The following is a 13,773-nucleotide window of genomic DNA, read 5'->3' as shown; positions in this document are numbered from 1 at the left end:
GCGCGTAGCGCCGGGTCGAAGACTTAGCCTCGCAGGATTTGTCCGGCTGAATATGCTTCCTGGCTTCTTAACTTCGGTCGGACCAAGGGGCGTCAGTTCGCCGCGTGAGTACGGTGTTATATGACGTACCCGACTTCTTCGAGTTACTTTCACACTGCCTAACTGTTTCTATTTTTACTCTATTAATGTATATTTCAGTAAAGTCTTTCTATAAACCGTCACTTACTTATTTGTTACCGAGTTGTTCCGCCAAACCGATTAGAAGTCCTTCAATTCCACGAATGTAGCAGAGCCGATACGAGTCCTCGTACTGAATCACTTCCCCAACGAGCTGAGCACCATACTTACTGAGTCTGGATACCATTTCGTCAATGTCTTGAACTGTAAACATGACGCGTAGATAACCGAGGGAGTTTACAGGAGCAGTCCGGTGATCTGATATAGTAGGTGGGGTGAGAAATCTCGAAAGTTCAAGTCGGCTGTGGCCATCTGGGGTAACCATCGTAGCAATCTCTACGCACTGAGAACCTAGTCCGGTTACGCGACCAGCCCATTCACCTTCAACATTGGCTCGCCCTTCGAGGCTCAAGCCAATCTCCTCGAAGAAAGAGATTGCGTTATCAAGGGATTCTACAACGATGCCGACATTGTCCATTCTTAGTAATTTGTTTTTTGTCATAGTTTTACCTCCTCGTGTACAAATTTACTACCTGATCATCTTCAATATTATTCAAATCAAGAATTATTATATTATTTTAAAAATAATGCTTTGTAACAATTGTTTACAACAATAAGAAGTCATAACATAGGAAGATGTGAAATTGGATTTGCGGGTATGTCATATAAGGTCTTGTATTCACGAAACCCCCAGGCTTAAATGGCTCTTATCTTAGGTTAGGGTGTTTGTTGTCTGTGCTCCTTCCATGATTATACATCTAGACAACCAAGGGGCGTAAGCCCCGTTGCGTGAATATGGTGTTATTTGCAGTACCTGCCTCCTTCGAGTTTTCTAGTAAAATTGGGTCTGTTAATAATTATTGTTGATTAATAATAGTTTAGCTAAAAGGTAGCTATTAATTTACACTAAAAGGGAACATATCTCTGCTCCTTTTTTCAGTAACTAACTATCTAATTCTTCTATTGTCATAAAAATTTTTGAATACACTTCTTCTATATGTTCGTCGGTTTTTTTATCATTATACAAACCGAATCCCCAGCTTTTTAATGTATCATCTTCATTTGATTTAAGAACACCGACAGCATAGCTATTACCTGGAGACCAACCCCAAGTCTCCCCATATTCAATATCCTTTGTAGTAAAAGGTATATGACTTGTAGTTGAAATAAAAAAGAATGGTATTGGTGAATTTGAATAGATATCTGCATATTGGCTTTCTGCTGCTTGATTAAGATTTTCTCTCATAACAAATACAGCATCATAGTCCTCTAAGTCGACTTTATTCAAATCATCAAATGAGATTTTATTGAAGTTAACTTCCTCTTCTCTTACTTGTGGTGGTTCTCCAATAACTGCTATATTTAAAGACTTTCCTTCGTATAAATCAAATTTAGTACTCGTACAAGCTGATAGGACAAATAAAATAATTAAAAATATTAAAATGATATATCGCTTTCTTCTATTCGCCATATGGCACCTCCTATTACCTTAAATAAAATTCATTTTTCATCTTTGAAATACGTCATCAAATGCATAAAATCATACGAACGTTGTTAGCACATCAGTATTGTTTTTCATAACTGTCTCAAGCTTGTAGATTTTAATTTTGTTTAGAAGGTATGTCATATAACGTTCAGGTGTTCACGACGTCCCACCACCCTAAAGGAACGAAGTGACTGGCCGCGACTCGGTTAGGTAGTCCAGGGTTGTCCCCTGAATTCTCTTCGGCGTAATACTTCTTGGGGACCAAGAGCGCGTTAGCGATCGATGCGTGAATGCGGTGTTATCCGATGCCCCTGACTTCCCCGACATACCCTCAAAGTATTCCTTCAAATTCTGAATTATTTATAAAAATTAATCATTATCTATGGATGTAAATAAAAATTCATATATTGTATATCCAATACTTACTAATAAACCTATACCTAGTAATACAAAGCTTAATATCAAATTGCTTGTTAATAAAGCAATCAGCAATATGAGGTTTGAAATCACCAAAGTAATAATTATTTCTTTTTTTTTAAGTTTCATAATATATTTCATTTCTATATAGAAACCCAAATTTGCCACAATAAATAAGATAAAAAATAATAAATAGTCCATTATTCTTCTCCATATTAATTTAGTTTCTTTTTGGTATTATTATATAGTCTCAATCTCAGGGGTTTCGGATAACGTTCAGGTATTCGCGAAATACCCCAGCCTTAGATAGCCCTTATCTTAGGCTGGGGTGTTTGTTGTCTGAGCTTTCTTCCTAGATTATACATCTGACAACCAAAGGGCGATAGCCCTGCAGCGCGAATACGGTGTTAACTGAAATCAACGACCTCTTTGAACAACTATATCTTCGACCTTGAAATAATCTTTATACCAACTTCATCGAACTTTTAACAAGAGTCTCTTAGGCTATCCTTTATTAGCAAACACTTCAGTAAACATTAGAGCACCCATTTTAAAACCATAGATGAAAACCTCGGTTGAATATATTGAGGAAGATATCCCAAGTAAATCAAATGTTTCTTCAAGAAGTTCCATATCATTTTCTGAAAGCTTCATCTTGAGTTGTTCCTTCGAGTTGGAAATTTTGTTATTTAGAGATCTGTATTCAGGGTTCTTTGGCACAATCACTTCTTCAGGTCTAATTTCTCCAAAATATAATTGCTCCAATATGCTATTCATTCCCTACCTCTCCCTCCAATAAGTTCATTACAGAATATTTTAGCGATTTTATCGCTAAAGATCAATAGCGAATAATTCGCTAAGGTATTCTAGTAATGGAGGTGTTAGGTATGTACGAAAGAATCAGAAGTTTACGTGAGGATAAAGATTTGACGCAGTCACAAATTGCTGCATATCTAAATTGTAGTCAACGAATCTACAGTAATTACGAACGCGGCGAAGTCGATATTCCCACAGTAATACTGATTAAACTTGCCGATTTCCATCAAACCAGTACTGACTATCTTCTAAACAGAACCAACATCAAGAAGGCTTATCCTGTTGATTGAAATAGGTATCTATTTGAATCTTAAATACAACTTTCGTTGATTTCAGTTAACGTTCCCGTATTCACGAACCCGAGAGGCTTAAGGCGCATCAGCGCCGGGTCGAAGACTTAGCCTTGCAGGGTTGATCGCCTGATTCCGCTTCCTGCTTCTTCACTTCTGGCGATTCAAGGGCAGAACGGCCCGCAGCGTGAATGCGGTGTTAGATGATGGATAGGCCTTCTTCGAATTATTTTAAATATCTTTCGGCGCTCCAATACAAATATCATCACCGGGACAAGCAATCACTTCCCAAGATTCATTATTTATACCAGGCCCCAACTTGCCAACTTTCATACTTATCATGATGTCCGTAAATAAATAATACTTCGCCAGTATCAAAATAAATGAATAAATTCGGTACTTCTTCGTCTAATCTAACATCCACTATTTCCTTTAATCTTAACTTACATATTTCAGTATAAGCTTCCATCCAATTGTAATCTGGAAACTCTTCCTCAGCTTTAGGAATTTCAAACTGCTCAGTATCAAATATCTTGAACTTACTTTCAATATTTATATATATCTGTCCATCTATTCTATCTCTGTTTCCTTCAGATTCTGATAACAAAATCTTTAGACCGTAGAAATTGATGCCTTCTAACCTAGATCCGATACAAAGATATTTAAGAACTTTGTCTGCTAATGTATTCAACTCTTGCTCCATTCTATTTCACCTTCTTTATTTGCATATCTTTCATCTAACGTTCGTGTATTCACGACGCCCCACCACCTTAAGTCCCAAAGGGACGGCCGCGATGCGGTTAGGTGGTGCGGGTGTGTCTGCCTGAATTTCCTCTTCGAAATCCATCGGGCAGAGCAAGGGCCGAATGGCTCGCAGCGTGAATATGGTGTTATGTGAAGGTTCTGACTTCTTGATACAACCTATTAGCACTCCTTTTTCTTAAGGGCTACAATCAAAAATGCAATGAGTTGTATAATTGTAATGATTATCGGTATAAGCAATCCAATCTCGAGTGTATTGGGACTAAATATCATAAATCCGCCTGGATCTGTAGGTTGAAATCGTACTGAAAATAAAAAAAGAATAACTGGAGTTATTGTCCACAATAACATCAACAAGATCTTCTTCCACCTAGAAAATCCATATAATATAGAGTTAACTAATAAAAGTAATATTGGTGGCAAGAAATTAAGTTTTACTTCATTAATAAATTCACCGATATTTTCGATTCTAATTCCTAGAATATATATTGTTAAAAGATAAAGACCTAATGTTGAAATCAGAAACACTATTGATTTCAGGATAGCTTTCTCCCTCCCTTATTTGACTTTATCTCAGAACTTTCACATAACGTTGTTGTATTCACGAAACGCCCCAGCCTTAGATAGCTCTTATCTTAGGCTGAGGCGTTTGTTGTCTGAGCTTCTTCCACGATTATACATCTGACAACCGAGGGGCGATAGCCCTGAAGCGTGAATACGGTGTTATCGGAAGTTCATGACTTCTTCGAGTTAGCATTCTCAATTTTTTCTTTAATAATTTCATTAGTTTCTTTTGCAATCCAAATTTTTAACTTCTCGTCATAACTTACTATATAGTTCGGTAATCCAGGTGTATAAATCTTGGATGATTCATTTGGTTTTGATTTTATATGGGGTAAGATTTTATCTAAGGCTTCAAGTAATACTTCATCAGAAGTCAGCCCAGTAAACTTAAAGTTATAGTGATCGTTGTTTGCTTTTATTTCTATCCCATAAGTAACTTTTTTCTCTTCAATCCTCCCATCTGATATTTTATTGTATTTCTTACCTTTGAATTTTTTGAAAGTGAAAAGTGAGATATACTTGATACTATCCCATACAGCATTGGTAAGAGCACCAGTTAATAAAGCACTTGATAATGTTGAAGTGATTAAAAATGAATATACATTGGAGAATTCATCAAGCGAAGCTGTGAACTTCCCACTCTTATCAATGGATTTAAATTCTATTCCATTCTCTTTTAATTTTTCTTCAATATGAAATATATCATTTTCATTAAGTGACCCAGATATGTAAGACAGAACCATTCTGTACTCTTTTTCTTTCACATCACATGACTCCATTGAGTTTCCTCCCATATTACAGAATTTCCGATAACGTTCCCGCGATTCCCCTCTTTTAACGCCTTAGCGGAAAAAGTGTCGCGGAGCTTGCTTCGCAAAAACCGCGACATCGAGGGGAATGGTAGGAATCGACGTGTTATGGGATGATTTCACCAGAAGATATTATGTTTTTATCTATAAGTACTATATCCTTCATCTAGATTAGAAACATAATCACACACTCTATCGTAATTAATTATATTTAAATTCGTTGATTCAATAATTATTCTATTTTTTCTATCTCTATCATTTGTCTCCATTTGATTTCTTCTGCTAATCACTAAACAATAGTGAATCCTTGTAATAGGAACATTTATGCCTTTCTCAGTAAATTTATGCTCATTAAAAAATGTTGTATTATTTGATTCCATCCACTCTTTCCATTGATTGATCTGACCTAAGCCAGAATTAGCCGATGCTGATAATTTATAACCATCAGTTAAAACAAATGTTGAAGCCGGTGATTCGAATTCAACAAGGATTAAGCTGTATCCATCAGAGTTTCTACCACATAAAACATAATCTGCTTGCATGCTACTTCCTAACTTCATTTCTGGAAAGAGATACGTCTCTTTGTGACCAAAATTATACTCTTTAAATATTGAAGCCGGGATAAACCACTTTCTATTTTTCTTAATGTAATCTTGAATATCATGCTCATTTTTCGCAGAATTAATGACCTTCCTTAGTGCATCTACTTCTAAATCTACAGATGTTCTATCTCTATGATAATGCCATACAACATTATTGGGAAATTTAGAATTGAAGTTATAAATAAACTGCCTCGTCTCATCATCAAACTTTTCAATTGGATTGGAAGCTTTGGAAAAATCAATTAGTCCCTGACTCCAAAATTCATTATATTCTTTAATAGCTGCTGCGTATTTTCCTGTTGGTTTAGTATAATCAACTTCATATAAGTTCATATAATTCCTCCATATATTGATTTTATCAATTATATCTTAATTTGCTTTGGTGAACTTGTCCCATAACGTTCCTGTATTCACGACCCAGCGTATGCTGGGTGTCCGGCGAATGCTGGACCGAGGACGAATGTCCGATGCGTGAATATTATGTTAGGTGATGTCCTGCTCTTCTTTATGTCTTCTATCATCAATTCTTAGCTATAAATGTATAAGTCAAAATCAATTTCCGCCCCTAAATCATAGATGAACTTTATGGTATCTTTGTTTAAATACATTGCTGGCGTTTCATTATTCTCAATATTAATTACGACTTCAAACTTACATTCAAGATTGTTCTGCCTAATTAATTTTACTACTTGATCTTTTCGATCCTGAAGTAGATTTTTAACCTTATCGATCTGATCATTGATATCCAAAGATTCTTCGTACTCTGTGGCTAGCTCCCAACACGTTTCCTTACTAAATAGTTCTCTCTGTATACGATCGCCTTTGAGCCAAGTTCTTGTAGGAGGAATTAACAATGTATTTGTAACTATATTGGGGTCAAATTGATCTCCAAATATACTGAATTCGACTTTTACATTCGTTCTTTGCATCTAGGAATTAGCAGGATTTCACCTAACGTTTCTATAATCATGAACCCCAAAGGGGTTGTCTGCTGAAATTCCTCCCCGAGATTCATCCAACAGACCAAGGCTCCAAAGGAGACGCAGCTTGAATATTATGTTATACGATGGAGTTTCTTCTCGAAGCGGCTCTCACTATTTATTTTCTTCTGGTACATATTCGATTAAATCAGACAACTTACAATTAAACGTATCACACAACTTGAAAAGTGTTTCTAATTTTGTTGTTTCTATATTCGTCTCCCTATATAACTTGTTGATTGAGTTACGACTTAAACCTGATCTCACCATCAATTCGGTTATATCATCTATTCGATGTTCTGCCATGAGTTCTCGTATATTACACTTGATTACGTTCATCTTTTCCCCTCCATAGCTCTATCTTATCTTCCATATTAATAATCATCAACGAAAAGCGAAGTTTTAACTCTATAAAGTCAAATATTCACCTTGTAATTAACTTTATAAGGTTATATATTAACTCTATAGAGTTAATTGAGGGAGGAAAATTATATGGTTAATACATTAGAATCGCTTACAGAACCACTTATAAGAATACGTCTAGAATTACTCTATACTGAGCTTCTGGAATGTCATCCGGAATACAATCAGCTTTCTGCGGAGACAGATCAATACTTTAAAACACTTCGTGATGCTTTGCCCGATCAACTTCAACATACGGTTTTTCTTTACGAAGACGCTCAATTTTCTCTTCAATCCATCTTAGAAAGAAGTATCTACATACAAGGTTTCAAAGACGCTCTACAACTCTTTAGTGAATTGCAAAACTCTAGCATTTAGAGGATCATATGATCCTCTTTTCTATTGTTTTTGATTCTGTCGTATAACGTTCCTGTATTCACGACCCGACGTATGTCGGGTGTTCGGCGAATGCCGGGCCAAGGACGAATGTCCGCAGCGTGAATATTATGTTATGTGCTGTTGCCTTCTTCTTGAATATGCGATTTGAATTTTATTTTATTATTTCATCAGCTATATATTCTACTTCCCTCATCATTGCATGTAATTCATCAAAACTTAAAAAGGTTTGATTGGATTTAATTCCTTGGTTGGTTATCCATATAGGTATAGTATTTAATTCTTCTAAGCTACCATTACTTATGGAACTATCATAATGTTTTGCTACGTTATAAAGCTTGTTTAACCTTTCAATAGAAGAACCATCATTCCTTTCAAACAGCTTATTGTCCTCACCAGCCATTTTGCTACCTAGCATGTATGCTTGGTACAAGTGAGAAATTGAAGTTTCAATGCAAACAACTGCTGATAAATACTTAGATATACTTACTTTATCGTGATTTAAAAAATCATCTAACAAAACACTCCCAGTATTATATTGATAAAATGTAGATTCTATTCTTCTTAAGATATTCATTAAATATATTCTTTGCTTTTCTTCATATTTATATCTAAGCGTAGAATTTAGTATAAATGCACCTACCCACTGTCTTTCTTTATTAAATAGAATAGTATTGTTTTCAGTTAAGCTAGATAAATCAGCAGAAATAAAATGATCTAATAAATAATTCGAAGGTTTAAAGTCCATTATTATCATTCCTCTTTTTTGTTTGGCAATTGCACATAACGTTCCCGTATTCACGAACCCGAGAACCTTAAGGCAGCTTCAGCTGTCGGCCGCGACCGCGGTTAGGTTCGCAGGGTTGTCCGCCTGGATCCACTTCTTCGAAATTTCCCCAGGTGGACCAAGGGCTGGCGTTAGCCGGCTCGCCGCGTGAATATAATGTTAGCTGATGCCAACGACATCTTCGAATCACATTCAATTTATATCCACTTCATGAAGCTCCCATATTTAACTTCAATTTCTTTAGTTTTTGCCCATTTAATCAATTGATCAATGTCATTTCGATTTTTGATTAATTCAAAACATAATGATACTGGAACTATTCTATGTTTTTTTGGTTTAATACCAATCGTTTTATTGTTACTAATATAAATCGCCGTTATATCTTTCACTTCTAATCTCTTGTTATTGATACTCATGGATTCCGGATCTAGACTTAAAGTCTTTGGTTTAAATAATCTTCGTATGACAGCTACAATAATTATTGATACAAATATAATACCAAGAACAACATTATTAAAATAATTCACTTCATTTCTTTGTATTACTTGCCAGATATTTAATAAACTTAGAACAACCATTGAAAAGATCAAATTAAGGTTTATTGGGTATCTAATTAAAAAAATTATGTTTACTCAATCCTTTCGCTGGTTTCGCCTAACGTTCAGGTATTCACGAACCCTCACTGGCTTAAGCCGCGTAGCGGCGGGTCGAAGACTTAGCCAGTGCAGGGTTGTCTGCCTGATTCAGCTTCTTCGAAAATCCTTCTGGCAGACCAAGGGAGCGTAGCAACCGCAGCGTGAATACTTTGTTATCTGATGCCGATGCCTTCTTGAGAAACATTCAATAATCTTATTTAATTCGTTGGACTTCCTTAATAATTGGCTCTGAAACTGATGCAACATCCACGACATGGTTAAGACAAGAGATGCCATAATGCTTAAATGAGCCAGGGTAATCCTCAGATGCAAACGTTCCAACTTTAATGAAGTCTAAGTATCTGGATTTACTATAAATTCTAAAGATTTTCCCTTCAAATTCTTCGTAATCATCCCATGAAGTGTAACTTTCATTTCTAATTGAATATCCAATATACCCTTCAAAATCCATTTGTATTAAAGGTACTGTTTCATCTACATCTAACGAATAGATATCTTTAATTTCTATTTCTCCAATTGTTATCGTTTCAGGAGTTTCACTAGTTCTACTTCGACTGAAGAGTAACCTAAGGCTGTTTTCTTCCGGCTCATATATCTGCTCGAGGTATATATCCTTAAAATTTAACAAGTCAGAATACTCCAAACTAGTCACTTCCTTTATTGATCTTTATCTAACTTGCATCGGTTTCAGATAACGTTTTGTATTCACGACGTCCAACTCCCTTAAGCCCAAAAGGCGGCCGCGATGCGGTTAGGGAGTTGAATGTGTCCGGCTGATTCCGCTTCCTTGTATCTGAGTCAACTCCATTCGAATCATCTTCAACTCCGATCCGGACCAAGGGCCGAATGGCCTGCTGCGTGATTATGGTGTTAGGTGAAGTTACCGACTTCTTTGAGTTACTTTTCAAGTTGACTTATTAATCGTTCTGAATTTCTCTTTACATGTTCAAATGAATCATTTAGTCCCAGTTGAAGATACTTTTCTAGTTGTGTTGATTTAACTTGATACAGCGTTTCTAATGCAGCAATTTTGGGGTACTCCATGTTTGAATTCCACGCCTCGATCGCTTTTTCTTCAGCGTATGTAGATTTAATAAAACCCAATGCAAGTAATGCTCTACGTCTTACATATTCAGCATGGTCACTACAGTATCTCAAAATTAATTCTTCTGCTTCAGGATGTTCTTCAGTCTTGGAAAGATAATGAGCAAACTGCCATCTTGCACTGTCATCTTGGTACTTCAGTCCTTCTCTTGATAAATAAATTAAACACGATGGATTCTCACTTAATGTATCAACCAACATCTCACATTCATTGTCGCGAGCCACGAGAAATAGAATATTATTTAAAGTCCTTTGATTCCATTGAGTAAAATCTGTCGAATGTACTAATCGACTAAGTAAAGTATTGATTAAACCCCACTCGGAATAGTTAGCTTCCCATTCGTAAATCTGTTTTTGATTCTTTGACCATTGCCAGAATTCATCAGCTTGTTCATCAATCTTAGTTTCTAGGCTTTTCGATGTATCATGTATGTATTTATAATAATCATCCAAGGAATTGCCTCCTTTCATGCTCTACGGTAATTTCACCTAACGTTCAGGTATTCACGAAACACCCCAGCCTTAGATAGCTCTTATCTTAGGCTGGGGCATTTGTTGTCTGAGCTTCTTCCATGATTATACATCTGACAATCAAGGGGCGGTAGCCCCGTAGCGTGAATACGGTGTTATATGCAGTTGGGGCCATCATCGAATTAACAAGCTAAGTTCTTGGCTTAATTCATTATTTAGAATATTGGTTTTAATCAGATCATTTATTAAAGTAGTATTCACTTTTTCTGTACTAGTTTTAAGATAATTTAAGAGCATGCTCGCCTTTGGTTTCCTATTCATTAAATAATAAGCCACATACCAGACTTCAGGACTTGATATATTTATACCATCCCACTTCCTATTATGATTAATCGGTAAGTTAAGCACTCCGTTTTCAGTATGTAATGCAAAGCATCCAATGAAGTCTATGTTAAGCGAGGCTATACTTAGCCTATACTGACTAGCAAATGGGTAATCTCCACTTCTTTGCTCTACCCAATCATAGCCCTCGAGTGTTTCAATTAATTTATCTTTTGGACATTCTACAGTTATGTCCCAATCATTTATTGAGTCAATTAAATTCAAATAATACAATAATCCACTACCACCAAGTGAATATACTATACTATTTTCTTCTAATCTCTTTATGATTGGAAAAAGTGTATAATGGTTCATCAAGAATCCCTCCTCAATTAATGACTGCCCCAATTACATATAACGTTCGCGCATTCACGAACCCTCACTGCCTTAAGTGAACGAAGTGAACGGTCGCGACGCGATTAGGCTGTGCAGGGTTGTCCCCTGAATTCACTTCCATGCATCATACTCCTAGGGGACCGAGAGAGCGTCAGCGATCGATGCGTGAATGCGGTGTTATCCGATGCCCCTGACTACCCCGACAAACCCTCAAAGCATTCCTGTAAATTCTGAATTGTTTATAATAATTATTCATTATCCATGGATGTAAATAAATTTTGATATATTGTATATCCGATACTAATTAATAAACCTACACATAGTAACACTAAGCCTAATATCAAATTTCTTGTTAATAAAGCAATCAGCAATATGAGATTTGCAGTCACTAAAGTAATAATTATTTATTTCTTTTTAATATATTTCATTTCTATATAGAACCCCAAATTCGCCACAATAAATAACATAAAAATAATAAAATGTCCATTATTCTTCTCCAATATTAATGTAGTTTCTTTTTGGTATTATCATAAAGTCTCAATCTCAGGGGTTTCGGATAACGTTTGGCATTCCTGACGTTCAAGCAGCTTAAGTGACCATAGGGAACGGGTCGTCAGACTTAGCTGGTTGAATGTATCGCCTGAATAAGCTTCTCTGATATTCCTCTTGGCGATCAAGGGCGAATGCCCGCAGTAGGAATGCTGTGTTATCTGATGGCGTGGCCTTCTTCGGATTATCAATCATTTCTCTTTAAATTAAAAAATTCATCTGTTTCTTTCATTGTTCTTGGATTAAAGTCTAATTGTTCCATAGGTATTCCATTATTAAGTCCATATTGTATTACCTCATCCCACGACTTATGGTCAATGGAAACCTTAAAGTATTTATCTTGGTAGATAACAATTAATTCTTCATCCTTAAAAAGGTGATTGTACCAACAGTCCTCATACTTATCGACCATACTTGCCTGAAGACAATTAATGCTCTCATCTAATTCTTTACTCTCAACGCTGACGTATAGAACATCCCATGAACCAATTCTTCTATTAGCTCTAATTTGAAATGGCTTTAGTCCATTCTCATCATTCAAGGATTGTTTAATTACAATTCCCATATAGTCATTCATATGTTATTCCTTTCTATCATTATTGATTTTATAGAATTCTCCACGCTTTCAGATAACGTTGTTGTATTCCCGAATCCGAGAGGCTTAAGGTCCGTCAGGACCGGGTGGCTCCGCCACTTAGCCTCGCAGGGTTGTCTGCTGACTTAGCCTCATCGAAAAACCTCTTGCAGACCAAGGATCCGTTAGGATCCTCAGCGGGAATACGGTGTTAACTGATGTCGATGCCTTCTTCGAGTCACTAACATGATTCTTATCTCTTCACTTCTTTAAATCTCATTCGAGCACCGTTTATAGAACTCATTCGAAAAATTAATAAGAGCATTTCAGCTCTTGATGTTGCAGATAATATGAAAAATATGTAACAATCAAATGTTATATAACAGATATTAAAATTGCTTTCAATTCTTCAAAAACACCCGGACTTGACACAATTACCTTATAACCATTCAAGCAATTTGGAAGAATTGAGCTATTTTCAAGACTATAGTGCCCCACAGTTGCTTTAGCTTCACTGGCAATTAACTTCGCTGCTGCAACATCCCATGGGGACAATTTTTCTTCATAAAATCCCTGTAAGCGACCACAAGCAACCCAACAAATATCCAGAGCTGGGGATCCTAGTCTCCTAATATCTCTTATTTTAGGTAGTACTAATCTTAGTGTTTCAACTATATAGTCCACATTTTCTTTATTATGGGGAAAACCAGTTCCAATCACACATTGTTTTAATGTATTGGCGCTTTTAATCTGTATTTTATGATTGTTCAAAAAAGCCCCCTTACCTCTAACAGCATAAAATGTTTCGTCCAAAAATGGATTATGCACTACTCCTACCTCAACTATGTTATCTATTGCATAAGCAATAGATATAGCTACCTGATAATGATTATTGGCATAACCAACAGTTCCATCTATAGGATCAATAATCCATGTAGGCTCTTTTATTATAAGACTATTTTCTATATCACTTTCTTCAGATATAAATTTGTGCTTAGGAAAAACCTTTGAAATCTCTGTTTTTATAATTTTATCTGATATTAAATCTGCCGTTGTTACTAGTTCATATCCTTTTTTTAAATATTCATCATATCCATCATTTTCTCTAATTTCCTTAATTTTTAGTCCAGCTAGCTTCGCGACACGAATTGCCTCGATTAATATTTTATCCATCACATTATCCTCCATTGCATCGATTTCAGTTAACGTTGCGC

At 35.9% G+C, this 13,773-nt stretch carries 17 protein-coding genes; 2 read left to right on the top strand and 15 right to left on the bottom strand.

Annotation, left to right across the window (positions count from 1 at the left end; translation table 11 throughout):
* Nucleotides 1–226: 226 nt before the first annotated feature.
* From EJP82_RS12055 to EJP82_RS12040, 4 genes are all read right to left on the bottom strand, one after another.
* The gene (locus tag EJP82_RS12055) at nucleotides 227–679 is read right to left on the bottom strand and encodes a VOC family protein (protein WP_127192309.1); all 453 of its coding nucleotides are present in this window, start codon (nucleotides 677–679) and stop codon (nucleotides 227–229) included.
* A 441-nt stretch (nucleotides 680–1,120) separates the two neighbouring features.
* Nucleotides 1,121–1,648 (bottom strand): hypothetical protein, encoded by a 528-nt coding sequence (locus EJP82_RS12050; protein WP_127192308.1) that lies wholly within the window; start codon nucleotides 1,646–1,648, stop codon nucleotides 1,121–1,123.
* A gap of 384 nt (nucleotides 1,649–2,032) precedes the next feature.
* Nucleotides 2,033–2,281, bottom strand: a complete 249-nt coding sequence (locus EJP82_RS12045; protein ID WP_127192307.1) for a hypothetical protein — start codon at nucleotides 2,279–2,281, stop codon at nucleotides 2,033–2,035.
* 303 nt (nucleotides 2,282–2,584) lie between these two features.
* A complete protein-coding gene (locus EJP82_RS12040; RefSeq protein ID WP_127192306.1) occupies nucleotides 2,585–2,857 on the bottom strand; it encodes a DUF6809 family protein in 273 nt (90 codons plus the stop codon).
* A 110-nt stretch (nucleotides 2,858–2,967) separates the two neighbouring features.
* On the opposite strand from EJP82_RS12040, the gene EJP82_RS12035 reads away from it, so the two are divergent.
* A complete protein-coding gene (locus tag EJP82_RS12035; protein WP_127192305.1) occupies nucleotides 2,968–3,186 on the top strand; it encodes a helix-turn-helix domain-containing protein in 219 nt (72 codons plus the stop codon).
* A gap of 298 nt (nucleotides 3,187–3,484) precedes the next feature.
* On the opposite strand, the gene EJP82_RS12030 is transcribed toward EJP82_RS12035, so the two are convergent.
* The 5 genes from EJP82_RS12030 to EJP82_RS12010 all read right to left on the bottom strand — a co-directional run bounded on the left by EJP82_RS12030 (nucleotide 3,485) and on the right by EJP82_RS12010 (nucleotide 7,242).
* Complete coding sequence (locus EJP82_RS12030) at nucleotides 3,485–3,889, bottom strand: hypothetical protein (protein ID WP_127192304.1); 405 nt, start codon at nucleotides 3,887–3,889, stop codon at nucleotides 3,485–3,487.
* A 793-nt stretch (nucleotides 3,890–4,682) separates the two neighbouring features.
* The gene (locus EJP82_RS12025; RefSeq protein WP_127192303.1) at nucleotides 4,683–5,291 is read right to left on the bottom strand and encodes a hypothetical protein; all 609 of its coding nucleotides are present in this window, start codon (nucleotides 5,289–5,291) and stop codon (nucleotides 4,683–4,685) included.
* Between the two features lie 170 nt (nucleotides 5,292–5,461).
* On the bottom strand, nucleotides 5,462–6,256 hold the full coding sequence (locus EJP82_RS12020; RefSeq protein WP_127192302.1) for a Shedu anti-phage system protein SduA domain-containing protein: 795 nt from the start codon (nucleotides 6,254–6,256) through the stop codon (nucleotides 5,462–5,464).
* Nucleotides 6,257–6,450: 194 nt separating this feature from the next.
* Nucleotides 6,451–6,852 carry a DUF4279 domain-containing protein gene (locus tag EJP82_RS28840; protein ID WP_127192301.1) on the bottom strand — a complete coding sequence of 134 codons (402 nt, stop codon included), beginning with the start codon at nucleotides 6,850–6,852 and terminating at the stop codon, nucleotides 6,451–6,453.
* A 165-nt stretch (nucleotides 6,853–7,017) separates the two neighbouring features.
* Nucleotides 7,018–7,242 carry a helix-turn-helix domain-containing protein gene (locus tag EJP82_RS12010; protein ID WP_018883096.1) on the bottom strand — a complete coding sequence of 75 codons (225 nt, stop codon included), beginning with the start codon at nucleotides 7,240–7,242 and terminating at the stop codon, nucleotides 7,018–7,020.
* 153 nt (nucleotides 7,243–7,395) lie between these two features.
* Between EJP82_RS12010 and EJP82_RS12005 the strand changes: the two genes are divergently transcribed.
* On the top strand, nucleotides 7,396–7,683 hold the full coding sequence (locus tag EJP82_RS12005; RefSeq protein ID WP_127192300.1) for a DUF6809 family protein: 288 nt from the start codon (nucleotides 7,396–7,398) through the stop codon (nucleotides 7,681–7,683).
* Nucleotides 7,684–7,855: 172 nt separating this feature from the next.
* On the opposite strand, the gene EJP82_RS12000 is transcribed toward EJP82_RS12005, so the two are convergent.
* The 6 genes from EJP82_RS12000 to EJP82_RS11975 form a co-directional block, all read right to left on the bottom strand.
* A complete protein-coding gene (locus EJP82_RS12000; protein WP_127192299.1) occupies nucleotides 7,856–8,503 on the bottom strand; it encodes a hypothetical protein in 648 nt (215 codons plus the stop codon).
* 834 nt (nucleotides 8,504–9,337) lie between these two features.
* Nucleotides 9,338–9,772, bottom strand: a complete 435-nt coding sequence (locus EJP82_RS11995) for a hypothetical protein (RefSeq protein WP_425464337.1) — start codon at nucleotides 9,770–9,772, stop codon at nucleotides 9,338–9,340.
* 269 nt (nucleotides 9,773–10,041) lie between these two features.
* Nucleotides 10,042–10,701, bottom strand: a complete 660-nt coding sequence (locus EJP82_RS11990) for a HEAT repeat domain-containing protein (protein WP_127192297.1) — start codon at nucleotides 10,699–10,701, stop codon at nucleotides 10,042–10,044.
* Between the two features lie 192 nt (nucleotides 10,702–10,893).
* The gene (locus EJP82_RS11985; RefSeq protein ID WP_127192296.1) at nucleotides 10,894–11,415 is read right to left on the bottom strand and encodes a hypothetical protein; all 522 of its coding nucleotides are present in this window, start codon (nucleotides 11,413–11,415) and stop codon (nucleotides 10,894–10,896) included.
* A gap of 757 nt (nucleotides 11,416–12,172) precedes the next feature.
* Nucleotides 12,173–12,562: a hypothetical protein gene (locus EJP82_RS11980; RefSeq protein WP_127192295.1), complete on the bottom strand. Its 390-nt coding sequence runs from the start codon at nucleotides 12,560–12,562 to the stop codon at nucleotides 12,173–12,175.
* Between the two features lie 372 nt (nucleotides 12,563–12,934).
* Nucleotides 12,935–13,732: an inositol monophosphatase family protein gene (locus tag EJP82_RS11975; protein ID WP_170220176.1), complete on the bottom strand. Its 798-nt coding sequence runs from the start codon at nucleotides 13,730–13,732 to the stop codon at nucleotides 12,935–12,937.
* Nucleotides 13,733–13,773 lie beyond the last annotated feature (41 nt).

The organism is Paenibacillus anaericanus, from assembly GCF_003994475.1.
In the GTDB taxonomy this organism is placed as follows: domain Bacteria; phylum Bacillota; class Bacilli; order Paenibacillales; family Paenibacillaceae; genus Fontibacillus; species Fontibacillus anaericanus.
The sequence above is the reverse complement of the archived record's forward strand: the minus strand, read 5'-3'. Positions and strand labels throughout refer to the sequence as shown.